The 23,278-nt window shown below is 64.7% G+C and carries 23 protein-coding genes and 1 pseudogene; 12 read left to right on the top strand and 12 right to left on the bottom strand.

Annotation, left to right across the window (positions count from 1 at the left end):
- Positions 1-6: 6 nt before the first annotated feature.
- Entirely contained in the window at positions 7-723 is a 717-nt protein-coding gene (gene rph, locus AC07UC_RS04575; protein ID WP_140770998.1) for a ribonuclease PH, read from the bottom strand.
- A gap of 179 nt (positions 724-902) precedes the next feature.
- On the opposite strand from rph, the gene hrcA reads away from it, so the two are divergent.
- From hrcA to AC07UC_RS04605, 6 genes and pseudogenes are all read left to right on the top strand, one after another.
- Positions 903-1,985 (top strand): heat-inducible transcriptional repressor HrcA, encoded by a 1,083-nt coding sequence (gene hrcA / locus AC07UC_RS04580; protein ID WP_140770999.1) that lies wholly within the window; start codon positions 903-905, stop codon positions 1,983-1,985.
- Positions 1,986-2,024: 39 nt separating this feature from the next.
- Positions 2,025-2,222 (top strand): hypothetical protein, encoded by a 198-nt coding sequence (locus tag AC07UC_RS04585; protein ID WP_013892036.1) that lies wholly within the window; start codon positions 2,025-2,027, stop codon positions 2,220-2,222.
- 98 nt (positions 2,223-2,320) lie between these two features.
- Entirely contained in the window at positions 2,321-3,688 is a 1,368-nt protein-coding gene (locus tag AC07UC_RS04590; protein WP_202325186.1) for a PQQ-dependent sugar dehydrogenase, read from the top strand.
- Positions 3,689-3,823: 135 nt separating this feature from the next.
- On the top strand, positions 3,824-4,441 hold the full coding sequence (locus AC07UC_RS04595) for a LysE family translocator (protein ID WP_494904336.1): 618 nt from the start codon (positions 3,824-3,826) through the stop codon (positions 4,439-4,441).
- A gap of 179 nt (positions 4,442-4,620) precedes the next feature.
- Positions 4,621-5,601, top strand: a complete 981-nt coding sequence (gene cysK / locus AC07UC_RS04600; RefSeq protein WP_140771005.1) for a cysteine synthase A — start codon at positions 4,621-4,623, stop codon at positions 5,599-5,601.
- A gap of 169 nt (positions 5,602-5,770) precedes the next feature.
- Positions 5,771-6,395: pseudogene (locus AC07UC_RS04605) on the top strand (glutathione S-transferase family protein).
- Between the two features lie 104 nt (positions 6,396-6,499).
- Here the strand turns inward: AC07UC_RS04605 and AC07UC_RS04610 are convergent.
- The 5 genes from AC07UC_RS04610 to AC07UC_RS04630 all read right to left on the bottom strand — a co-directional run bounded on the left by AC07UC_RS04610 (position 6,500) and on the right by AC07UC_RS04630 (position 11,054).
- The gene (locus tag AC07UC_RS04610; RefSeq protein ID WP_202325189.1) at positions 6,500-7,744 is read right to left on the bottom strand and encodes an RNA polymerase sigma factor; all 1,245 of its coding nucleotides are present in this window, start codon (positions 7,742-7,744) and stop codon (positions 6,500-6,502) included.
- Between the two features lie 7 nt (positions 7,745-7,751).
- Positions 7,752-8,120 carry a YciI family protein gene (locus AC07UC_RS04615; RefSeq protein ID WP_140771022.1) on the bottom strand — a complete coding sequence of 123 codons (369 nt, stop codon included), beginning with the start codon at positions 8,118-8,120 and terminating at the stop codon, positions 7,752-7,754.
- Positions 8,121-8,467: 347 nt separating this feature from the next.
- The gene (locus tag AC07UC_RS04620) at positions 8,468-10,180 is read right to left on the bottom strand and encodes a saccharopine dehydrogenase family protein (RefSeq protein WP_494904339.1); all 1,713 of its coding nucleotides are present in this window, start codon (positions 10,178-10,180) and stop codon (positions 8,468-8,470) included.
- Between the two features lie 80 nt (positions 10,181-10,260).
- The gene (locus AC07UC_RS04625; protein WP_494908893.1) at positions 10,261-10,704 is read right to left on the bottom strand and encodes a thiol-disulfide oxidoreductase DCC family protein; all 444 of its coding nucleotides are present in this window, start codon (positions 10,702-10,704) and stop codon (positions 10,261-10,263) included.
- A gap of 209 nt (positions 10,705-10,913) precedes the next feature.
- On the bottom strand, positions 10,914-11,054 hold the full coding sequence (locus AC07UC_RS04630; protein ID WP_013892047.1) for a hypothetical protein: 141 nt from the start codon (positions 11,052-11,054) through the stop codon (positions 10,914-10,916).
- 358 nt (positions 11,055-11,412) lie between these two features.
- Here AC07UC_RS04630 and ku point away from each other — a divergent pair, with 358 nt between their 5' ends.
- Positions 11,413-12,282, top strand: a complete 870-nt coding sequence (gene ku, locus AC07UC_RS04635) for a non-homologous end joining protein Ku (protein ID WP_494904342.1) — start codon at positions 11,413-11,415, stop codon at positions 12,280-12,282.
- An 8-nt stretch (positions 12,283-12,290) separates the two neighbouring features.
- Entirely contained in the window at positions 12,291-14,789 is a 2,499-nt protein-coding gene (gene ligD, locus AC07UC_RS04640) for a DNA ligase D (protein ID WP_494904344.1), read from the top strand.
- A 10-nt stretch (positions 14,790-14,799) separates the two neighbouring features.
- Here ligD and AC07UC_RS04645 read toward each other — a convergent pair whose 3' ends face one another.
- Complete coding sequence (locus AC07UC_RS04645) at positions 14,800-15,474, bottom strand: ArsR/SmtB family transcription factor (RefSeq protein WP_494904346.1); 675 nt, start codon at positions 15,472-15,474, stop codon at positions 14,800-14,802.
- A gap of 172 nt (positions 15,475-15,646) precedes the next feature.
- Between AC07UC_RS04645 and AC07UC_RS04650 the strand changes: the two genes are divergently transcribed.
- A complete protein-coding gene (locus AC07UC_RS04650) occupies positions 15,647-15,979 on the top strand; it encodes an NIPSNAP family protein (protein ID WP_140771034.1) in 333 nt (110 codons plus the stop codon).
- Positions 15,976-16,320: an antibiotic biosynthesis monooxygenase family protein gene (locus AC07UC_RS04655; protein ID WP_056574020.1), complete on the top strand. Its 345-nt coding sequence runs from the start codon at positions 15,976-15,978 to the stop codon at positions 16,318-16,320. Before AC07UC_RS04650 ends, AC07UC_RS04655 begins: the two co-directional genes overlap by 4 nt.
- 20 nt (positions 16,321-16,340) lie before the next feature.
- Here AC07UC_RS04655 and mbfA read toward each other — a convergent pair whose 3' ends face one another.
- Positions 16,341-17,324, bottom strand: a complete 984-nt coding sequence (mbfA, locus tag AC07UC_RS04660) for an iron exporter MbfA (RefSeq protein ID WP_140771036.1) — start codon at positions 17,322-17,324, stop codon at positions 16,341-16,343.
- Between the two features lie 176 nt (positions 17,325-17,500).
- Here mbfA and AC07UC_RS04665 point away from each other — a divergent pair, with 176 nt between their 5' ends.
- Complete coding sequence (locus AC07UC_RS04665) at positions 17,501-17,821, top strand: hypothetical protein (RefSeq protein WP_056576330.1); 321 nt, start codon at positions 17,501-17,503, stop codon at positions 17,819-17,821.
- Between the two features lie 310 nt (positions 17,822-18,131).
- Positions 18,132-19,109, top strand: a complete 978-nt coding sequence (locus AC07UC_RS04670; protein ID WP_494904350.1) for a threonine/serine dehydratase family protein — start codon at positions 18,132-18,134, stop codon at positions 19,107-19,109.
- 421 nt (positions 19,110-19,530) lie between these two features.
- Here AC07UC_RS04670 and AC07UC_RS04675 read toward each other — a convergent pair whose 3' ends face one another.
- The 4 genes from AC07UC_RS04675 to AC07UC_RS04690 are packed head-to-tail and all read right to left on the bottom strand — an operon-like array spanning position 19,531 to position 23,244.
- Positions 19,531-20,667, bottom strand: a complete 1,137-nt coding sequence (locus AC07UC_RS04675) for an ABC transporter permease (protein WP_140771042.1) — start codon at positions 20,665-20,667, stop codon at positions 19,531-19,533.
- Positions 20,664-21,584, bottom strand: coding sequence for an ABC transporter ATP-binding protein (locus AC07UC_RS04680; RefSeq protein WP_494904352.1), 921 nt, complete (start codon positions 21,582-21,584; stop codon positions 20,664-20,666). Before AC07UC_RS04680 ends, AC07UC_RS04675 begins: the two co-directional genes overlap by 4 nt.
- Complete coding sequence (locus AC07UC_RS04685) at positions 21,581-22,534, bottom strand: HlyD family secretion protein (RefSeq protein WP_202325198.1); 954 nt, start codon at positions 22,532-22,534, stop codon at positions 21,581-21,583. The genes AC07UC_RS04680 and AC07UC_RS04685 overlap by 4 nt, the downstream gene beginning before the upstream one ends.
- Entirely contained in the window at positions 22,531-23,244 is a 714-nt protein-coding gene (locus AC07UC_RS04690) for a DUF1956 domain-containing protein (protein ID WP_494904354.1), read from the bottom strand. Before AC07UC_RS04690 ends, AC07UC_RS04685 begins: the two co-directional genes overlap by 4 nt.
- Between the last annotated feature and the right edge of the window lie 34 nt (positions 23,245-23,278).

Here is a 23,278-nt window from a genome sequence, read left to right on the forward strand (position 1 = left end):
GATGGCTTACGCCACCGCCATCTGCTGCAGGCTGACCAGGCGCTGGATGCCTTTCTTGGCCAGGCCCATCAATTCCGCGAACTGCCCTTCCGAGAAAGGCTCGCCCTCGGCGGTGCCCTGGATCTCGACAATGCCGCCCTTGCCGGTCATGACGAAGTTGGCGTCGGTGCCGGCCGAGGAATCCTCGAGATAGTCAAGATCGATGACCGGCTGGCCGTCATGGATGCCGCAGGAAATTGCCGCGACATGGTCCTTCAACACCTTGGCGACGCTGGCCATCTGCCGGGCCTCCATCCAGCGCAGGCAATCATGGAGCGCCACCCAGCCGCCGGTGATCGAGGCGGTGCGGGTGCCGCCATCGGCCTGGATGACGTCGCAGTCGACGGTGATCTGCTGTTCGCCCAGCGCCTGCAAATCGACCACGGCGCGCAGCGAACGGCCGATGAGGCGCTGGATTTCCAGCGTGCGGCCGCCCTGCTTGCCGGCCGAAGCCTCGCGGCGCATGCGCTCGCCGGTCGAGCGCGGCAGCATGCCGTATTCGGCCGTCACCCAGCCCTTGCCGGAATTGCGCATCCAGCCCGGCACCTTCTCCTCGAGGCTCGCCGTGCACAGGACATGGGTGTCGCCGAACTTCACCAGGCACGAGCCTTCGGCGTGCTTGGAGACGCCGCGCTCGAAGGAGATGGCGCGCATTTCGTCGAATTGGCGTTTGGAGGGGCGCATTCGGGCTTCTTTCCAGTCATTTTTCGGAATCGTGGCCGGCTTTTAGACGCATGGGGGGCAGCGCGCAAAGGAAAACGGACCGGTGATCTGATCCAGACACCCGGGATGATCCGACACAGACACCGGGTTGCGCCCACCGTGCCGAAGTCTATATCCTGAACAAGGAGGTTTTTGGCCGAATGACCAAGGCAATCGATCCGGGTTCGCAACCGCTTGCACTGCAATCACTCGACATGCGCTCACGAGACATCTTCCGGCGCATTGTCGATTCCTATCTCAGGGATGGCGAGCCGGTGGGCTCGCGCAGCCTGTCGCGCATCCTGCCCTCCTCGCTGTCGCCGGCCACCATCCGCAATGTGATGAGCGACCTCGAGCACCTCGGGCTGATCTATGCGCCGCACATCTCGGCCGGCCGGCTGCCGACGCAGGCCGGACTGCGTTTCTTCGTCGACGCCTTCATGGAGCTTGGCGACCTTTCCGACGAGGAGCGCCGCACCATCGAGGCACAGGTGCGAGCCTCCGGCTCGGGCGCGACGCTGGAGCACATGCTGACCGAGGCCAGCCAGATGCTGTCGGGCATGTCGCGCGGCGCCGGCCTGGTGCTCGCCGCCAAGAACGAGGTGGCGCTGAAGCATATCGAATTCATTCAGCTGGAACCGACCAAGGCGCTTGCCGTGCTGGTGTCGCAGAATGGCGATGTCGAGAACCGCGTCGTCGAGCTGCCCGCCGGCATCACCCTCTCGCAGCTGCACGAGGCCTCGAATTTCCTCAACGCGCATATCCGCGGCCGCACGCTGGCCGAGGCGCGGACCGAGATCGCCCGCATCAAGGAAGAGACGCGAGCCGCGCTCGACACGCTGTCGCAGGACCTTGTCGAGAAGGGGCTTGCGGTGTGGGCAGGCGCCGAAAGCGGCCTGCCGGCGCGGCTGATCGTGCGCGGCCGCGCCAACCTGCTCGAAAACGTCACCGCCCAGGCCGATATCGAGCTGCTGCGGCATCTGTTCGAGGACATGGAGACGCAGGACGGGCTGATCCAGCTGCTCGATCTCGCCGAACAGGGATCGGGCGTGCGCATCTTCATCGGCTCGGAAAACAAGCTGTTCTCGCTGTCCGGCTCGTCGCTGGTGGTCGCGCCCTATCGCGACAAGGATGCCCGCGTCGTCGGCGCGCTCGGCGTCATCGGCCCGACCCGGCTGAATTACGCCCGCATCGTGCCGATGGTCGATTATACCGCGCAGCTGATATCGCGCATGTTAAGGTAGCGCCCCGGACAGAAGAGACGGGCAGCAAGGAGAAAAAGAATGGCGCTCGAAGAATTCAAGGCCCGGATCAGCCTGCTGCTCGAGGAGATGGTCAATCAGCCGGAAGACCAGCACGAAATCCAGGAACAGCTGCGCGAAAAACTGCGCGAGATGCGCGCCATGGGCCTGCCGCTGCCGGCGGATCTCGTCGCGCTGGAAAAACGCCTCGACGACGATTTTTACGCTGCCGGGACATAGACCGGAAACCGGTCTTTCGCTTCCTCGACGCATCGTATGAGGCGGAACCTCTGGACAGACCTACCGTTGGTTTCCTTCGCGACCAGATGGAGGACAAGATGATCCGATCGGCCGGCCTGGTGCTTCCAGCGCTCTTTCTCGCAACAGCAGCATTCGCGCAGCAGGCGGACCAACCGGTGCTGAAAGGCCCAGCCGCCTTCGGCGACTGGCGCGCCGACAAGCCAGGCGTGCGTCGCCTGATCAAGCCGGAAGACCTGCCGAAGCCCTATGTCACCAAATCCGCCTCGAACAGCGCCGGGCTCGCCGACATGCCGGCAGGCGCGAAGCCGCAACTGCCGCCGGGGTTCTCGGCCGAGCTGATCGCGTCCGGCATCGACAATCCGCGCGTCGTGCGCATCGCGCCGAACGGCGACCTGTTCGTCGCCGACAGCGAAGCCAACCAGATCCGTGTCTACCGCCTGTCCAAGGACAGTGCCAAGCCCGTCGAGGACGCCATCTTTGCCCGCAATCTCAACCAGCCCTATGGCATCGCCTTCTATCCGCCGGGCAATGACCCGCAATGGGTCTATGTCGCCAACAGCGACAGGATCGTGCGCTTTGCCTACCGCAATGGCGAGCTGAAGGCCGCCGGCGAGCCGCAAACCATCGTCGACAGGATTCCCTCCAACCATCACTGGACGCGCGACATCGTCTTTTCGCCTGACGGCAAGGCGCTCTATCTGTCGGTCGGCTCGGGTTCGAACATCGCCGAGGACATGGGCAAGGCGCCGGATGGCGGCCTCGAAGCGTGGGTGACGTCGAAGCCACTTGGCGCGACATGGGGTTCCGAGGACGGCCGCGCCGACGTGCTGGCCTTCGACCCGGACGGCAAGAACGGCCGCATCGTCGCCACCGGCCTGCGCAACTGTTCGGGCATGACCGTGCAGCCGGCGACCGGGGCGCTGTGGTGCGTCGTCAACGAGCGCGATGCGCTCGGCGACAATGTGCCGTTCGAGTACGCAACATCCGTCAAGGACGGCGCCTTCTACGGCTGGCCCTGGTACTATATCGGCGACAATGAGGATCCGCGCCACAAGGGAGCGCGGCCCGATCTCGCCGGCAAGGCCACAATTCCCGATGTGCTGATGCAGGCGCATTCGGCGCCGCTCAACATCGCTTTCTACGACCGCCAGGATCTTCCGGCCGGCACCGGTTTTCCCCAGGACTACAGGGGCGACGCCTTCGTGGCCCTGCACGGGTCGTGGAACCGCGGCAACAGGACCGGCTACAAGGTCGTGCGATTGCTGTTCGAGGACGGCAAGCCGACCGGCGAATACGAGGATTTCATGACCGGCTTCGTGGTCTCCAATGGCGAGGTGTGGGGCCGGCCGGTGGGCGTGGCGGTGGCGAGCGACGGTGCACTGATCGTCACCGAGGACGGCAACGGCACCATCTGGCGCGTGACCTATGGCGGTGCCCGCTCCTGAGGGATTTTGCCCGGCTGGCGCAGGCCCCCTCGCAGGGTGAAGGCCGCGATGTCTGGTGCAATGGATTCCGACCCCCAGGGAATTCAACCGTGGCCCGCGCCATGCGATAAGGCTCTCCGATCCGAGACCGAAACCATGACCCTCACCGGCTTCCTCACCTACAGCGCCGCCCTTGGCATCGCCGCCGCCATCCCCGGCCCCGGCATCACCGCGCTTGTCGCGCGTGCGCTCGGCTCCGGCTTCCGCTCGTCGCTGGCGATGTTCTTCGGCCTGATGGTTGGCGACCTGACCTATCTTACCGCAGTGGTGCTTGGCCTCGCCTTTGTCGCGCAGACCTTCGGCATGGTGTTCCTGGCGATCAAATGGGCCGGCGTCGCCTATCTGGCGTTTCTGGGCTGGCGCTTCTGGACCGCCGGCATCACGCCCGAAACGGTTGAGGCCAGGAAGGGCAAGGGCGGACTGGTTTCGAGCTTTATCGCCGGCCTCACCGTCACGCTCGGCAATCCCAAGACGATGATCTTCTACCTCGCCATCACGCCGACCATCGTCGACCTGAAGACCATCACATTGGCGGACTACGGCATTCTCGCCGCGCTGACGGTCATCGTCCTGTTCGTCGTGCTGGTCCCTTACCTGGCGCTCGCCGCCAAGGCGCGCTGGTTCCTGAAATCGCCGCGCGCCCTGAAGGTGCTGAACCGTACCGCCGCCGGCTTCATGGTCGGCGCCGCGGCAGCGATCGCCGCCCGCCAGTAGCACCCTTTCAGCCAAAACATTCCGGTGTCAGGCTTTTCCGCGAAATGCTTTTCCGGGACGACGGCGTTTTAGACACAGGCCCCACTCGGATATTTCCGGCCGACAGCTTATGTTGCGCGGCTGAAAGCCCTATCTTGCCGGCTGCAATGCCACTTGCCTGAAATCCTGGGAGCGAAACCATGAACAAGCCCGTCACCTCCGCCCGCGCCCCCGGCCGCGGCCGCATCTACAGTTCCATCACCGACACGATCGGCGACACGCCCCTGGTACGGCTCGACAAGTTCGCCAAGGAGAAGGGGATCGTCGCGAACCTCGTGGCCAAGCTCGAATTCTTCAACCCGATCGCCTCGGTCAAGGACCGCATCGGCGTGGCGATGATCGAGGCGCTGGAGGCGGCAGGCAAGATTTCACCCGGCAAGACGACGCTGATCGAACCAACGTCGGGCAACACCGGCATCGCACTCGCTTTCGCCGCCGCCGCCAAGGGCTACAAGCTGATCCTGACCATGCCGGAGACAATGTCGATCGAGCGCCGCAAGATGCTGGCGCTGCTCGGCGCCGAACTGGTGCTGACCGAAGGCCCGAAAGGCATGAAGGGCGCCATCGCCAAGGCCGACGAGCTGGCCGCGACGATCCCCAACGCCGTCATTCCGCAGCAGTTCGAAAATCCCGCCAATCCGGAAATCCACCGCAAGACGACCGCCCAGGAAATCTGGAACGACACCCAGGGCGAGGTCGACATCTTCGTCGCCGGCATCGGCACCGGCGGTACCATCACCGGCGTCGGCCAGGTGCTGAAGAAGCACAAACCTTCGCTGCATGTCGTTGCCGTCGAGCCGGAAGCCTCGCCGGTGCTGTCGGGCGGCCAGCCAGGCCCGCACAAGATCCAGGGTATCGGCGCCGGCTTCGCGCCAAAAATACTCGACACCACGATCTATGACGAGATCGTCAAGGTTTCCAATGAGGATTCCGTCGCCAATGCGCGCCTCGTCGCCCGCCTTGAAGGCGTGCCGGTCGGCATTTCGTCGGGTGCTGCCCTGCAAGCGGCAATCGTCGTCGGCTCACGGCCGGAGAACAAGGGCAAGACCCTGGTCGTGGTCATTCCCGACTTCGCCGAACGCTATCTGTCGACGATCCTGTTCGAAGGGCTGGGGGCTTAGGCGTTCGTACCTCGAAGATTGGCCTCAGCGGCCCTCGAAGTCGGTAGCGTCTTTTCCTCGCTGGCCCGCTGAAAAATCCTTCCGTGGCGCCCGTGACCCGGCTTGAGCGGAACCCTGCTTCCGGTTCATATCGCCCGGGCCTGCGTTGCGCAGGTCGGGGAGGATTTTCATGTACAAGCTTTATACCCGTCCGGGCAGCGGCGGCTTCGTCGTCGAGGCCGCGCTGGCGCTGGCGAACGCGCCGTTCGAGCAGATCGACGTGCCGAAGACCGACCGGCCCGATCCGGCCTTCCTAGACATCAGCCCGCTGAACCAGGTGCCGGTGCTGACCTTGCCGGACGGGCGCTCGATGACCGAATCGGCGGCGATCTGCATTCTGCTTGCGGAGCGCCATCCCGAGGCCAGCCTGGCGCCGGCGATCGACGCGCCGGCCCGCGTCGAGTTCCTGCGCTGGATGGCGTTCATGTCGTCGGTGCTCTACCCGGCGATCCTGCGGCTGTATTACGCCTATCGCTACACGGCCGACGCCGACGGCACGAAAGCCGTCAAGCAGGCGGCCATCGCCGAGATGGACCGCGGCTTCGCCGTTCTCGATGCCGCTTTGCGCGGCCGTGACTGGCTGGTGGGTGAGGCGGTCGCTGGCCGACATCTATCTCGTCATGCTCATGGCCTGGCATCCCGATATCGAAACCGCGCGGACGGCATGGCCTGATATCGAACGCTTGTGGGCGAAGCTGCGCGAGCATCCACTGCTGAAGACGCTCAACACGTCGCACGAGATGTGGCCGGGCTAGAGCAGTTCACCGTTTCATGGAAACGGCGAACTACCCTAACTCTTTGTTTTGACGCAATTCCGGACGGAAAACCGTTCACACTTTTCCTGGAATTGTTCTTAGGGTCAGTTTCGCAGCGCTGCGCGTTTGCCTTGCAGGAACCGGCGCAGCGCCGGATCGCGTTCCAGGCCGATCGCCCTGTCATAGGCTTCGGTTGCCTGCGGCACCTGGCCAAGCCTGGCCAGGAGACCCGCCCGCGCCGCCCAGTAAGGCTGATACTCATTCAGCCGCTTGTCGTCACCCAGCACGTAGAGGGCCGCCAGCCCCGCCATGGCGCCCTCAGCCTCGGCGAGCGCCACCGCGCGATTGATCGCCACCACCGGCGATCCGGCGATCGAAAGCAACGCGTCGTAAAGTTCACGGATCGCCACCCAGTCGGTACGGCCGGTCAGCCGTCGCGCCGCGTGGGCGGACTGTACGGCGGCCTCAAGCTGGTAGCGGCCGACGACGCCGCTCGTCGCGGCGTGGGACAGAAGCGCCTCCGCCTCATCGATGAGGGCGCGGTCCCACAGGTCGCAATCCTGTTCGGCCAGCGGCACGAAGTCGCCTTCGGCGCTACGCCGGGCGGCACGGCGGGCCTCGGCAAACAGCATCAGTGCAAGCAGGCCAAGCGCTTCCGGCTCTTCCGGCATCAGCGTGGCGACCAGGCGGCCGAGCCAGATGCCTTCGGTGGCGAGGTTGCGGCGCCGCGTCTCGGTGCCGGCCGGATCGGACCAGCCTTCGGCGAAGGCGGCGTAGATCGCCTCCAGCACGGCGTCCAGCCGCTCGCCGAGTTCGGCCCGCTCCGGAACCCGCAACGGAATGCCGGTTTCGCGGATGCGCGTCTTGGCGCGCACCAGGCGCTGGCCCATCGTTGCCGGCGAGACCAGGAAGGCGGAAGCGATCGTCGCGGCATCGAAGCCGAGGATGGTCTGCAGGATCAGCGGTGCCCGCACGCCCGGTTCGATCGCCGGATGCGCGCAGGCAAACATCAGCCGCAGCCGTTCGTCGGGCAGATCTTCGTCGGTCATGCGCGCCTCCATCTCCTCGGCGATCAGCTTCAGATGATCGCGGGCGGCCTCCCGGGTGAGCCGCCGCCGCACCGCATCGACACGACGCCGACGCGCCACGGCCAGCAGCCAGGCTTCCGGCTTTTCGGGCACGCCCGACTTCGGCCAGCGTTCGAGCGCCGCGGCAAAGGCATCGGCCAGCGCGTCCTCAGCCGCGGCCACGTCGCGCGTGCGCGCCGCGAGCCAGGCAACCAGCTTGCCATAACTCTGCCGGGCGGCGGCCTCGGCGGCCGCCCGGGCGATCTCCGGGCGACTGTCCATTACATCGTCATTTCTGGGGCATGTAGTCGGCCAATTCCCAGATCGGACGCAGTTCGACCGTGCCGGTGCTGGCCGCCGGACAGCGCGCCGCCCATTCGATGGCGGTGTCGATGTCAGCCGCCTCGATCATATAGAAGCCGGCAAGCTGCTCCTTGGTGTCGGCATAGGGGCCGTCGATCACATGGGTCTTGCCGTCGGCGATCCGCACCGAGGTGGTCGCCTGAGTCGGGCGCAGTCGCTCGCCGGCCAGCCATACGCCGGATTTCTTCAACGCTTCGGTATAGGTGGCGTAGGCCGCGCTCATCTGCTGGAGCTGCTCGACCGGCGTTTTCGCCAGCGCGGCTTCGTCGCCATTGATCAAAAGTATGTATCGCATGGGTGTTCTCCCGTGGTTTTGGACGGCCGCGTCCTTGCGGGGCCAGACGTATGTCGCGCGGCAGCGACCGGTTTCGACAGGGCGCAGGAAAAATCTTTCGGCTCTGATCGGGCGCGGTGCAAGCCTTTCGTCATACCAGGGCGGAGCAGCCGCGAAGCGGCGTCGCGGAGACCCTGGTATCCATGCCATGGCGGGAGGTGGCGTGCGCGGCGGAGCCGAATTCTGCACCGCTGTGATGGTGTCGATGTCGCGGCATGGATCCCGGGGTCTGCGCCGCGTCGCTTCGCTCCTTGCTCCCCTAGGACGACGAAATGACAAGCGTTTCCGCCAATCGCCGAGCCCTGCGGCTAGTTGGCAACGGCATCAGGCGACATCTTCGCGGCGTGAGAGTCCACCGGCTCGAGCCAGCCGCGATAGCGCACGATCAATCCGGTGAACGGATGCGAAATCTCGACATGGAAGCGGAAGCGGCCATTCTCGACGGTTTCGTAAGATGTGGACCGCGGGCAAAGCCACATCGGCAAAGGCAGGCCAAGAACGCTCCAGCCGCGCAGGACGAGCGACACCTTGGCCTCCTCGGCCACCAGCGCCATGGCGAAGGTCAGCGGACCGAAGCGCTCGCACAGCAGGCGTTGCCAGCGCCTTCGCCCCGCGAACTGGCGGCTGGAGAAGCTGTGCGTGCCGAATGTCCGCGTCCAGGTCTCTTCCTCCCCGTCGACGTCGAAGCGGACACGAACCGGGATGTCTTCGCTCGCCTTGGGAAACCCGACCAGCCATGCCGTCATCAGGCCAAGGATGTTTCGCCCGCGTTTGACGCTGGCACGGCCTTCTGCCATTTTCGTTTGGCCGTGCACCGCTCGGATCTCATCGGGCAAGCCTTGCCAGGCATCGCCAAGCAGCTTCGCATAGAGCGGTTTGTCCGGACTGGCGGCGGTGTCGTCGCGAAAGCCGGGATAGATCGTCCGGCCCGCGAACAGGGCTTCGTAATCGGCAAGCTCGAGATCGTTCACGGCGGCGCGGGCACCTGCCGCCGGCACACGGCCGTCGAGCGCCTTGCGGACCAGCGCCTCGACCGCCATGGACGGGATCAATGGCCCGTCATCGCCTTCCGCCAGAAGATGCCATGAGCGCTTGACCGGCGTGCCGGCCCTGTCGGCACCCTCGGCCAGGACGAACATGCCGCCGCGATGTTCGCCCCAGCGCAGCCGGTTGGTCGCCCAATGCATCAACGGGGCAAGCGGCGACAGCGAGCCAACCAGCCCGATGCGCACCAGCCAGGCAAGGCCGATCAGGGCGCGGTGCAGGATTTCGGGAACCGGCCCGGCGCCCATCCAGATGGTTTTCGCCTGTGGCCACAACTCACCCAGCGCGCGCAGGTCCGGCACGTCGACCAGCGAAAACAGCGTGTTCTTCAGCGGCACCCGGCCAGGCGGCGCGATGGTGTAGCGCCTCTGTTCGGTCAGCGGATAGCCTTGCGCCTTGCCGCCGTCGCGCACCAGCGCGACCGGCTGGCCGGCATAGCCCGCGATCGCCCGGATGACATTTTCGCCGACGCCGGCATAGGGCGAAGGCGCGATACCGCCCTTGATCGTGTCGATGCGTGCCATGTCGCAGGACAGCCGGCGCACCACTGCCGCCGTCAGCACGGGAAAGCTGGAGACGCCGGACAGCACGAACAGCGCAGCCCGCCTGGCGGCCTCATCGAAGGCCGGCACGCCGGCAACGAAATCCGATCCGTCGGCGAGATCGAGATAGTTGACGCGGCCGGCGATGCAGGCCTCGATCAGGCGATAGCGGCCCTCGCCATAGGCTTGGAACGGGCCGCTGGCGTCGACCAGCGTATCAGGACGCAGCGACGCCAACTGCGCGGCGAGATCGCCGTCCCGGTCGAACGCGGCCGGCATCAGCCGGGCGGCGACCGCGCCACGGCTTGCGCACCAGGCCTCGGCCTTGGCCAGGGAGCGGCCGGCGACGATCACGGCCAGGCGCGGCTCGCTCTCCAGCAATTGGATGATGCGTCCGCCAAAGGTGCCATAGCCGCCGACGATGAGAAGTTTCATGCACGGCTCCCCCCAGAGCCACGGTTGAGTTCATGCATGTCGTTGTCCCAAAACCGCCAAGCACTTCTGGGCGACATGCATCAGCCAATCAGGCGACCGCGCAGTTCGGCCGACGGGACGTCACACCTGTCCCTCCTGCCGAACAGGGCGTAGCGATTCTTGGCGACGCGATCATACAGCCAGTCGCGCAGCGGCCTCGGCAGCAGCAACAGCACCTTGGCCGCCCGCCACGGCCAGCCTAGTTCCGACATCACCGCGACAAAGCTGTCCAGCCGCGTGAAGGCCGCGCCATCGACAAGGACGAGATTGGTTTCATAAGTGTCCGTGCGCAGCCCATATTGCCGGAACAGCGCTTCGCCGAAGGGCGATTGAGCGGTGGCGAAGCGGAAGCGGTCCTGGCGATCGAGCCTGACCACCATGCGCACGAAGCCGGAGCACAGCACGCACACGCCGTCGAAGACGATCAGTGGATGGTTTGTATCGAAGGGTTCAGAGGGACGGCTTGGGTTGGGCCGAATGGACAGGGACGGACTTGACTGGGAAAGGTCGGTCACGCTGGCCTCGGCTGCTCGTGTCCGGAGACACTAAGCCAGCCGGAGGCGGCATCAAAGACGCGGCGTTGTCGCACGCCGCTCATCGGCGAAAACCGAACGCTCGGCGCGATAGGTGGTGGCGCGGGAGTTGGCACTTGGCCGGCAGATCCGGCTGTTGTGGCGGCTCTCGAACGTCATGATCAGTGCGCGCCCAACGAGGTGCCGCGACGGGCGCAAGCCGGACCCGGGCCGCGCATGTAGTAGCGCTCTGGCCGATAGGTCGGCGCGACGAATTCGCGAATGGCGGCGGCGTAGCCGATGAGGTGCGTTAGGAAGTTCATTTTACCCGTCCCTGTCCCGATTTTCGGATGTCCCTTCCGAATTGCGTAAATGATAGCATCGAGGCGTGAATAGTCGGTGAACGTGATGTTAATTTCTGGTCGAAAACCCGTTGCTTCGTGGCCGGAATGCGGCTGATTCGGGGTGTTTCCATGCCTTTTGTCGCCATTCCGCCGAGTGTGACTTTTGCATCACATATGTTTCGTTTGAATGTCGCCTGCGCGCGGTTCTGTTTCAACTTCCAGCCAACGCGGGAAATTTTCGTGCGCGGAGCCCCGGGGTGATGGCTTGCGCATCAGCGTGCGGTTGGAACTGGAATGGAACTTGCCCGTTCTCGACCTGTCACCACGGGAGTTCGTCATGGCACCACGTCCAGCCTGGAAGGGCTATCTGAAGCTTTCGCTGGTCACTTGTGCCGTTGAACTGACCAATGTCGTCACCCATACGGAGCGGGTCTCGTTCCGGATTCTCAACCGCAAGACCGGCAACACGGTGAAGCGCATCTATGTCGATGCGCAAACCGGCAAGCCGCTTGCCGATGGCGACGAAATCAAAGGCTATGAATTGGACGATGGCGATTTCGTCCATATCGAGGAGGACGAGATCGAGGCGGTGCAGATTGAATCGTCCCACACTATGAGCCTGGACGGTTTCGTCGACAAAGCCTCGATCCAGCAGATCTATCTCGATACGCCCTATTATGTGGCACCGGCCGACAAGGTGTCGGAGGAGGCTTTCGCCGTGATCCGCGATGCCATGGCAGGCAAGAAGATGGCCGGGCTGGCGCGCATCGTGCTCTATAGCCGGGAACGCCCCGTGGTCATCGAGCCGCTCGGCAAGGGCATGGTGCTGACGACGCTGCGCTACGACAACACGGTGCGTCAGCCGGACAGCGTGTTCGGCGAGATCAAGGCGGTGAAGACCGACCAGGAGATGACCGATCTGGCCGAACTGATCATCGACAAGAAGAAGGCGAAGTTCGATCCATCGAAATTCGACGATAAATATGAGGACGCACTGCTCGAACTGATCCGCGCCAAGAAGGCCGGCAAGAAAGCGCCCAAGGCCCAGGCGGCGCCCAAACCCTCGAACGTCGTCAACCTGTTCGATGCGCTGAAGAAGAGCCTTTCGTCGGATTCAGGCTCCACGAAAGCGTCGTCCGCGAAAACCAAACCGGCGGCCAAGCGCGCCAAGCCGAAAGCGGCCGCGCCCAAGCGCAAACCGGCCTGAGGGACCAAATGGCCGGCCTCGAGCAATATAACGCCAAGCGCGATTTCAAGAAGACCTCGGAACCGGCCGGCAAGATCGCGCGGATCGGGAGAAGCGAGGGCGGCATCTTCGTCGTCCACAAGCACGCGGCGACCAGGCTTCATTACGACCTTCGGCTTGAACATGACGGCGTGCTGTGGAGCTGGGCGGTGACACGTGGCCCAAGCCTGGACCCGCATGAGAAGCGGCTGGCCGTCCATGTCGAGGACCACCCGATCGACTATGCACCGTTCGAGGGCACGATCCCCAAAGGCGAATATGGCGGCGGCTCGGTCATCGTCTGGGACGAAGGGACATGGGTCCCCGAGACCGACCCGGCCAAGGCGATGAAGAAAGGCCATATCAGCTTCGAGCTCAAGGGCCACAAGCTGCATGGGCTGTGGCATCTGGTCAGGCTGAAACCGCGTCCGGGCGAAAAGCGCGACAACTGGCTGCTGATCAAGTCGGACGACGCCGCGGCGCGCCCGGGCGAGGATATACTGAGGGAGGCGCCGCAATCGGTGAAGTCCGGCCTGACGATCGAGGAGATCGGCGAAGGCAAGACGGCGAAAGGCCGAAAGCCCGACGTCTGGCATTCGAACAAGCCGGCGGCCGGCAACGCGAAGGCGGCTGGCCGGAAACTCGACTTCATCGAACCGCAGCTGGCGACACTCGAAAGAGATGCGCCGCCGGGCAAGGACTGGCTGCACGAAGTCAAATTCGACGGCTATCGCATGCAGGCGCAGATCGCCGGAACGGATGTGCGGCTCCTGACCCGCACCGGGCTCGACTGGACGGAGAAATTCGGCGGCGAAATCGTCACCGAACTCGCCGGCTTGAAATGCAGGGATGCCATCATCGACGGCGAGATCGTCGTGCTGGCCGACAGCGGCGTCTCTTCCTTCGCGCTGCTGCAGCAGGATTTGTCGGCAAAGCGGACAAATCGCTTCATCTACTATGTGTTCGACCTGATGCGCCTCGACGGCAAGGATTTGCGCGCCGAGCCGCTCATCGAGCGCAAGCAGGCCTTGCAGGAGCTGCTCGGCAAGCAGTCCGAGAACCCGGCGGTGCGTTTCTCCGACCACTTTTCCGAGCCCGGCAAGATCATGCTGGAGCATGCCTGCCGCATGGGGCTGGAAGGCGTCGTCTCGAAGCGAGCCGATGCGCCCTATCGCAGCGGGCGCGGCCCGACATGGGTGAAGTCGAAATGCACGGCGCGGCAGGAATTCGTCATTGGCGGCTATCTGCCGTCGGACAAGACCGGGCGCGGGCTGCGCTCGCTGCTGGTCGGCTATTACGAGGCCGGCAAACTACACTATGCCGGGCGCGTCGGCACCGGCTTCTCCGCCAAGGGTGCGACGGAGCTGAAGACAAAACTCGATGCGCTGAAGGCCAAGGCTTCGCCTTTCGACAAGGCCGTGCCGAAGGGCAAGGGTCTGGTCTGGGTCAAGCCGCAGCTTGTCGGCGAAGTGGAGTTTCGCAGCTGGACCTCGGACCGTATAATACGCCATGCCTCGTTCCAGGGGCTGCGCGAGGACAAGCCGGCGGAGGACGTTGTGCAGGAAAAGCCCAAGGCAGCGACAGGCAAGGCCAAGCCGTCGTCAAGCGGCGCCGGCAAATCCGCCGGGGCGGTGACGACCACCGTCAAGCTCTCCCACCCCGACAAGCTGCTGTGGCCCGACGAAAAAATCTCCAAGCAAGGTCTGCTCGACCATTACGCGGAGGTCTGGCCGCGCATGGAGCAGTTCGTCGTCAACCGTCCGCTCAGCCTGGTGCGGGCGCCGGACGGCGTCGGCGGCCCACGCTTCTTCCAGAAACACGCCTCGGCCGGGATGAGCGAAAAGATCGCCCGGATGAAAGACCCGACCGACGGCGAGGAAATCCTGTTCGTCCGGGATTTCGATGGCGTCGCGGCGCTCGTCCAGTACGGCGTGGTCGAGATCCACATCTGGGGCTGCACGATCGACAAGCTCGAACAGCCGGACCAGATCATCTTCGATCTCGACCCCGATGAAGGCGTCGACGTGAAAGCGGTGCGCGAGGCAGCGCTCGACATCAGGGGCAAGCTCGACGAGCTGTCGCTGCCGAATTTCGTCAAGACATCGGGCGGCAAGGGCTATCACGTGCTGGTGCCGCTGAAGCCCTCGGCGGATTGGGATGCGGTAAAAACCTTCGCCCATGATTTCGCCAAGGCGCTCGAACAGGGCGCCCCCGACCGCTACACGGCGACGCTGTCGAAAAAGGCGCGCACCGGGAAAATCTTCGTCGACTATCTGCGCAACGGCCGCGGCTCGACAACGGTCGCACCCTATTCGTCGAGGGCCAAGAAGGGGGCTACCGTGTCGATGCCGGTGACCTGGGCCGAGATCGAGGCCGGGCTGGCGCCGAACGCGTTCCAGATCGGCGATAAGACGACGCTGAAACAGTTGGCGCAAGCCGATCCGTGGAAGGGGTTTTTCGAGCAGGGGAAGGCATTGAAGCGAGGGTGAGCGCGGCAAACTACGCCAAAAACAGCCTCTCAAACGCCTGCTTGCCCGGCGGCGAGAAAATCACCGCGCGGCTGTCCTTTTCGCGGCGTGCCCATTTTTCCAGAAGGATCTTGTCGAGAATGGCCGCGCCCAGCGTGCCGGCGAGGTGCGAGCGGCGCACGCTCCAGTCGAGGCAGGCGCGGCAGACCGGCCGGCGCGGCCTGGGACCAACATCGATGCCGATGGCGGAAAAATGCGATGCCGCCGACGGGCCGAGCCTGATCTCCCTGTCGTCGCGCAGCAGGATGTCTTTCTCGACAAGGCGGTCGAGCATCGCCACCGCCTGCTCGCCGGCGAGGTGGTCATAGCAGACCCGGGCGACGCGCATCGCCGCGTCACGCGGGCCCGGCCGCACGCGCTTGGGGCCAACGGCTTCCGCCACACCGGTGATGGCTTCGATCATGCCCGCGACCTGCGGACCGGCGAGGCCGTAATAGCGATGCCTGCCCTGGCTGGCCAAGGTCAGCAGCCCACCCTCCATCAATTTCGACAAATGCGAGCTGGCGGTCGGCAAGGAGACGCCGGCCTCCAGCGCCAGTTCGCTCGCCGTCAGCGCCGTGCCGCCCATAAGCGCGCTGAGCATGTTGGCGCGGGCCGGATCGCCGACCAGGCTGGCGATGCGCGCGATATCGGGTCCTTCACGCATAGTTTGATCCTTGTCGAAGCATTCTTGTGAGATAACCACTAATCTGGCTTCAGCTCAAGGAGCCGGCGACGCAAGCGACGATGGCTCCTGACACCAAACTGCCTAGCACATCGATCAACATGACGTTTCGACCGCGCTCGAAGCGTCGATGCAAGACCCCAGGGAGCCGACCATGACCATCACCTGCTTTATCCGCTATGAGATCGACCCGTTCGGCAAGGCCGCCTTTGAGGAATATGCCCGCAACTGGGGCCAGGCCATCCCGCGCTGCGGCGCCGATCTCATCGGCTATTACGCCCCGCATGAGGGTTCGGCGACGACGGCCTACGCCGCCTACAATATTGAAAGCCTGGCCGCCTACGAAGCCTATCGGGCCCGCCTTGCCGCCGATCCGGCCGGCAAGGCAAACTATGAGTTCGCCCGCCGCGAAAGATTCATCCTCAAGGAGGACCGCATGTTCCTGAAACACGTCTCCGGGCCCCACGCCAAGCTGGTGCTGCCGTGATCGCCGTCATCTTCGAGGTGCAGCCAGCAGAGGGACGGCGCGATGCCTATCTCGGGATCGCCGCCAAGCTGCGCCCCTTGCTCGACGGCATTGACGGCTTCATCTCGATCGAGCGCTTTCAGAGTCTCGCAGACCCGAACCGCATCCTGTCGCTGTCGTTCTGGCGCGACGAGGACGCGGTGAAGGCCTGGCGCAACACCGAAGAGCACCGCCAGGCGCAGCAGGCGGGCCGGGGCGGTATCTTTGCCGGCTACCGTCTGCGCATCGCGCATGTCGTTCGCGATTACGGGCTGACCGAAAGGGACGAGGCGCCAGCGGACAGCCGGGCGGTGAATGGATGAGTGGCTTGGCGCGGCAGCGCTCAAGCATTCCCGATCAGCACCCCCGCCGCGAACACCAGCGCGCCGCCCAGCACCACCTGGAAGGCGGCGCGCAGGAAGGGCGTCTGCATGTAGCGGTTCTGGACGAAGGCGATGGCCCACAATTCGAAGAACACCACCACTGCGGCAACCGCCGTCGCCGTCCAGAAATGCGGAATGAGATAGGGCAATGCGTGGCCAAGACCGCCGGCTGATGTCATGACGCCGGTGGTGATGCCGCGTTTTATCGGCGAGCCGCGGCCCGAGAGCTTGCCGTCGTCGGAAGCGACCTCGGTGAACCCCATGGAGATGCCGGCGCCGATCGATGCGGCAAGCCCGACCAGGAAGGTCTGCCAGGTGTCATGCGTGGCAAAGGCAGCGGCGAAGATCGGCGCCAGCGTCGACACCGAACCGTCCATCAGGCCGGCAAGGCCGGGCTGCACATAAGTCAGGATGAACTGGCGCTGCTCGGCGGCGGCCTCCTCATCCTTCACATCGCCGGGCACATGCTTCTGCTCCAGCCGCTGCGCCAGTGTCTCGTGACCCTGTTCGGCTATGGCGAGATCGTCGAGAAGTTTTCGCGTCGAAGCATCGGTGGTGTGCTTTGCCGCCTCGACGTAGAACAGGTAGGCCTGCTGCTCCATCGCCTCGGCCTGGCGGCGCACATGCTCGATGCCGAGCGGCCTCACCAGCCAGTCGGGCTTGCGCTCGAAATAGCCTTTCACATGTTCGCGCCGGATCAGCGGAATGCGCTCGCCGAAACGCTTGCGGAAGAGTTCGATCAGGGCGTCGCGATGGCCGTCCTCCTCCTCGGCCATCTCCTCGAACACCTTTGCCGATTGCGGGAAGCTTTCCGCCAGCCCGTCGGCATAGGCCCGATAAATGCGGCCGTCATCTTCCTCGGATGAAATGGCCAGCGCCAGGATTTCCTGTTCGGAGAGCGATTCGAAGGGGCGGCGGCCGAAGCCGAAAACACGGGAAAGCATGAGGAAAGGACCCTAGTTTAGAATAGTTCTAAACTAGGGTTTGCCACGCTCCGGGTCAATCGCGCCGAGGTCACGGGTTCAAGAATTGTTGAAGCGCTCGAGCGGCCTCGATCCTTCTTTATTGACGAAGATTCACCTATATAGCTGAACCTAAGACAAGAATAAGGAGCATGCGCATGACGAAGCCGCATCCGCAGCATTTCGACCCGAAACCCGTTCTCGATCTCATCGCCGGCATCGAGGCCGATCTGCAGCGCCTGAAGGGTCTGGTCGAGCAGCAGATCGAAAAGTTCGACCCCGCCAACCCTCACAACAAGGCCCCCGACGGCAAGCTGACCGAGGAAGGGGTCGAGTGCTGCTACCGCATGTTCGACGAAGGCAAGTCGCGCTATTCGGTCGCCCAGCAGATGAAGATCTCCTTTGCCGCCGCTACCCATCGCTTCAACAACTGGCGCAAGCTCGGCGGAACCAAGAGGCAGCGGACGTTGCTTGGGTGAAACTGGCGAGATGTCGGCGGGACAGCGCCCCCCTCTGGCCTGCCGGCCATCTCCCCCACAAGGGGGGAGATTAACAGCGTCACCGTCCCGCCCTTCTTCCTCCGCTGAAAAGTGGTGAAAGCGCCAATGACTGCCGATCTCCCCCCTAGTGGGGGAGATGTCCGGCAGGACAGGGGGGCGCGCAGCCGAGGCCGGGGTGATCTCGCATTTCACGCATGACTCCTAACTTTGTATCGGTCACATCTTTTCGGTGGCACCGCGCCGCCCTTTGCGTGCACCATGGCCGGATCACATCGCTACAGGATCCGCCATGACCACCCTTCCCGGCATCGCCGACATCCACGCCGCCGCGGCCCGCCTCTCCGGCCTGATCGTCGAAACCCCCTTGATCGAATCGCAGGAGCTGAACAAGCGCTTCGGCGGCCGCGTCCTGTTCAAACCGGAGACGCTGCAGCGCACCGGCTCGTTCAAGTTCCGCGGCGCCTACAACAAGCTGTCGTCGCTGAGCGAGGCGGAACGCAGCCGGGGCGTCGTCGCCTTCTCCTCGGGCAATCATGCGCAAGGGGTCGCCGCTTCGGCCGCCATGTTCGGCGTCAAGGCGGTCATCGCCATGCCGGCGGACGCGCCGGCGATGAAGATCGGCAATGTCCGCAAGATGGGCGCGGAGGTGGTGCCCTTCGACCGCTTTCGCGATGACCGCATGACCGTGGTTCGCCCCTATATCGACAAGGGCATGGTGCTGGTGCCGCCCTTCGACGATCCTGCCATCATTGCCGGGCAAGGCACGATCGGCCTTGAACTCATGCGGCAGGCCAAGGCGCTCGGCGTCAGCCTCGACGCCGTCTTGATCCCCTGCGGCGGCGGCGGCCTGTCGAGCGGCATTTCGGTGGCGGTGAAGGACGCCTCGCCAGGCACAGCGGTCTGGGCGGTCGAGCCCGAGCATTTCGACGATACGCGCCGCTCGCTCGCCGCCGACGCCCGGGTTTCCAACGAAGCGGGCTACAGCTCGATCTGCGACGCGATCCTGACGGCCGAGCCGGGGGTGATCACGTTCGAGATCAACCGCAAGAACCTCGCCGGCGCCATCGCCGTCTCCGACAAAGCGACGGCACAGGCGATGCGCGATGCCATGGCCTATCTGAAGCTGGTGGTCGAGCCGGGCGGCTGCGTCGCGCTGGCGGCGCTGTTATCGGGCGAGATCGAACTGTCGGGCAAGAATGTCGCCGTGGTGCTGTCCGGCGGCAATGTCGATTTCGGCACCTATGCCGGGATCATGGCGGCCGCCTGAGCGCTTGTCCTCCGCGCCATGCCCGTTATCGGCGCATCTGCCATGCGGGAGATGCGGGCGCTCGGACGCCGTTTTACGATCCGGTCGTCGTCATTGGCGATCATGGTTTGTTGGGACAGGTGACAGGATGAAAAAGACCTACGAAAAGCCACGGCTGATGAAGCGCGAGAAGCTCTCGGTCGTGACCGCGGTCACGTGCACGATCTCCCATCCGTGCCCGTAGAGCGGTTTAGCGTTTCACGGAATCGCAGAACCGCTCTAACTATTTGTTTTTACACAATTCCCAAGGGCAAGCGCTACGCGCTTGTCCCGGGAAAACCGTTACACACTTCCTCGAATTTGCTCTAAACGGCCCGCCCGCGTAACCCAGGTTGCGCGGCGGTGCCGCCAAGTTTTCCGGCGGGCTTCGTGCGAGCGCCGGTCAGTCCAGCGTGCGCCTGAAGCGCAAAAGCGCGGTGCCCGCGAAGACCAGCACGAACACGGCCAGCCAGCCGATCTCGGTGGCGATGGCGTGGAAATCGGCGCCCTTCAGCATCACCGCGCGGGTGATGCGCAGGAAATGCGTCAGCGGGAAGATTTCGCCCAGCGCCTGGGCCCAGCCCGGCATGCCGCGATAGGGGAACATGAAGCCGGACAGGAGCAGCGACGGCAGGAAGAAAAAGAAGGTCAGCTGCATCGCCTGCATCTGCGAGCGGGCCATGGTCGAGATGGTATAGCCGAGCAGCACCAGCGACAGCACGAAGACAAGCACCGACGACAACAGCAGCGTCAGGCTGCCGACGAATGGGATATCGAACAGAAGCTTGGCCGCCACCAGCACCACCGCGACCTGCACTGCACCGACGACGAGGAAGGGCAGCACCTTGCCCAGCATGATCTCGGCCGGGCTGGACGGCATGGCGAGCAGGTTTTCCATCGTGCCGCGCTCGGTTTCGCGGGTCAGCGCCATGGCCGTCATCATCACCATGGTCATCTGCAGGATGACGCCGAGCAGGCCGGGCACGATGTTGTATTGCGAAATGCCTTCGGGATTGTAGCGCTGGTGCACCACCACCTGCAGCTGCTGCCTGGCATTCTCGGCGGCGGCCGCCTGCATGCCCTGGGCGCGCAGCAGCGCCTGGCTCGCCACCGTGCTCAGCGTGGAAATGGCGCCGCTCGCCGCCGACGGATCGGTCGCGTCCGCCTCGATCAGGATCTGCGGATTATCGCCGCGCTCGACACGTTTGGCGAAGTCGGCCGGGATGGTGACGACGAAGGAAACGTCGCCGCGCGCCATCAGGAATTCCGCCTCCTCGGCGCTCTGGGTGACATGGTCGAAACGATAGTAGCCCGTCACCTGCAGCGCCGAGACCATGGCGCGCGTGTACTGGTCGTTGCTCATCGCCACCAGCGCCGTCGGCAAGCCCTTCGGATCGTTGTTGATGGCAAAGCCGAACAGCACCAGCTGCAGCAGCGGCACGCCGAGCATCATGGCGAAGGTGATGCGGTCGCGCCGCATCTGGATGAATTCCTTGATCAGCAGCGCGCCAAGCCTGGCGAAGGAAAAGACGCTGTTCATGCCATGTTGTCCTTCGACCCCGACATGAACTGGATGAAGACGTCCTCCAGGCTGGTTTCGCCCGGCGCGACCGTCACGCCCTCGTGCTCCTTCTCGACATCGGCAAGCGCTGCTTCGAGCTTCTTCCTGTCGGAACCGACGATATGCAGCGTCGCGCCGAAAGGCGCCACCTGGTCGACGCCGGGGCGGCCCTGCAGCTCTTCAGCCACCTTGGCCAGCCGCGGCCCCTGGACCACGAATGTCGTCAGCCCGGCATTCCTGACCACTTCGGCGACGGTGCCGGTGGCCAGCATCTTGCCGTAGGAGATGTAGCTGATGCGATGGCAGCGCTCGGCTTCGTCCATATAATGGGTGGAGACCAGCACGGTGAGCCCGCCGCTGGCGAGACGGTGGATCTCGTCCCAGAATTCGCGCCGCGCCTTCGGGTCGACACCGGCCGTCGGCTCGTCGAGCAACAACAGCTTCGGCTTGTGCATGATGCAGGCGGCGAGCGCCAGCCGCTGCTTCCAGCCGCCGGACAGCGTGCCGGCCAGCTGGTTGCGGCGCGAGGTCAGGCCGAGTTCCTCCAGTGTCCTGGCGACATATTCCTCGACCGGTTTCAGCCGGTAGAGCCGCGCCACGAATTCGAGGTTCTCGCCGATCGTCAGATCCTCGTAGAACGAGAATTTCTGCGTCATGTAGCCGACTTCGCGCTTGATCCTGAGCGACTCCGTGCGGATGTTGAAACCCAGCACCGTGCCTTCGCCTTCGTCCGGCGTCAGCAGGCCGCACATGATGCGGATGGTGGTGGTCTTGCCCGAACCATTGGGGCCGAGGAAGCCGACGATCTCGCCTTCGGCGACCGACATCGTCACATGGTCGACGACGGTCTTGTCGCCGAAGCGCTTGACCAGGCCATGAACGTCGATGGCGTTCATCTTGCCGTTTCCGCAAGATCGACGTCGACGATCTGGCCGGGTTGCAGCGGGCCGGCATCGCCCTCCGGGCGAGCCTCGACAAGATAGACCAGCTTCTGCCGGTTCTCGAGCGAGTAGATCACCGGTGGGGTGAATTCGGGATCGGGCGAGACATAGCTGACGCGCGCCTTCACGCCCGCGCCGCAGCCGTCGCAATGAACGTTGAGCAGGCTGCCGATCCTGACCGAGGAGAAGGCGGCCTCCGGTATGTAGACGCTGAGCTTCACCGCGCCGTCGGGCAGCATCGAGATGACCGGCGCGGTCGGGCCGGCCGTGTCGCCGGGATTGCGGATGACGTCGTTGACGCGGCCGGGCGAGGGCGCGGCCAGCGTGCGCTTGGACAGCCGCCACCGAGCCTGCTCCAACGCTGCCTGCGCCTGCTTGACCTGATTGTCGGCGGCCTTGATCGTCTCGGGCCGCGCCGGCAGGCCACCGACGGCGAGGTTGGCCTCGGCCTGGCCGACCTGGGCATTGGCGGTCTCCAGCGTCGCCGAGGCGGTGTCGTAATCGGCCTGGGTGCCGGTGCCGCGCTTGAACAGATCGGCGGCGCGGTCGTATTTGCGCTTCGCATCGTCGGCCTGCGCCTTGGCCATGTCGACCTGTGCCTTGAGTGCGGCGATTTCTTCCGGCCGCTTGCCGACCTGCAAATCGGCGAGCTGCGCCTGTGCCTGGGCGAGGCTTGCCTCGGCCTGCGCCACCGCGATCTTGGCGTCGGCGCTTTCCAGCGTCACCACCGTCGTGCCCGGCGTGACGCGATCGCCGCGCTTCACGGCGACGGCCTCGACCTGCGCCACCTCGATCGGCGCCAGGAGCACATAGTCGCCCTCGACATAGCCCACGGCCAGGGGGGCGGCAGGGGCACAGGCCCCGAAAAGCTGCGCGGCGAGCGGCAGCGAACACAGAAAGCTCATGGTCTTTGCCCCTTCATCCTTGCCGCTTCCTCGATCTTTCGGGCGGCCAGTATGGCGCTTAGGTTGTCCGTCGTGACCGCCACGACCTTGGCTGCCTCGGCCGCGCCGATATCGTGCCAGCCCATGCGGCGCATCACCGCTTCGCGGCCGATGCGGAAATAGATGACCTGGCCGATCAGCGTGAACACGGTGAGCCGGGTCCGCTCGCTTTCGGCCGGCTCTCCGGTCGCCTGCTCCCAGATCAGACACAGCCGGCGATGCGTCGGCTCGAACACGCCGTCATAGATGCGGTCGAGGGCTGCTGTCGGATGCGACAGTTCGCGCAGGACGAATTGAACGATCTCGCCGGCCTGCGGCTGCGCCACGATGAAGCCGACCATCCGCTCCAGCGCCCCGAAGAGCAGCAAACGCGCAGCCTCCGGATCGTTTGCTGCCGCGGCCTGGGCGCTGCCCAGTGCCTGGCCGGCAACCGTCTGGATGGTTTCGACGATATAGTCGGCGGCGGCGGCGCGAAGGCCTTCCTTGCCGCCGAAATGATAGGCGATCGACCCTATATTGGCCTGCGCCTCCGCCGCGATCTCACGGGTCGAGGTACCGTCGAAACCCTGCCGGCCGAAGAGTTTCAGCGCCGCCCGCACAAGTGCGGTGCGCGTCAGATCCGCCGGAGAGGTTTCGCGGCGCGGATTTTTGGCGTCGGGGGTTTTGATCATGGCAGAACTTTAATCAATCGATTGATTAAAGTCA

The organism is Mesorhizobium sp. GW821-FHT04C10 (assembly GCF_059420305.1).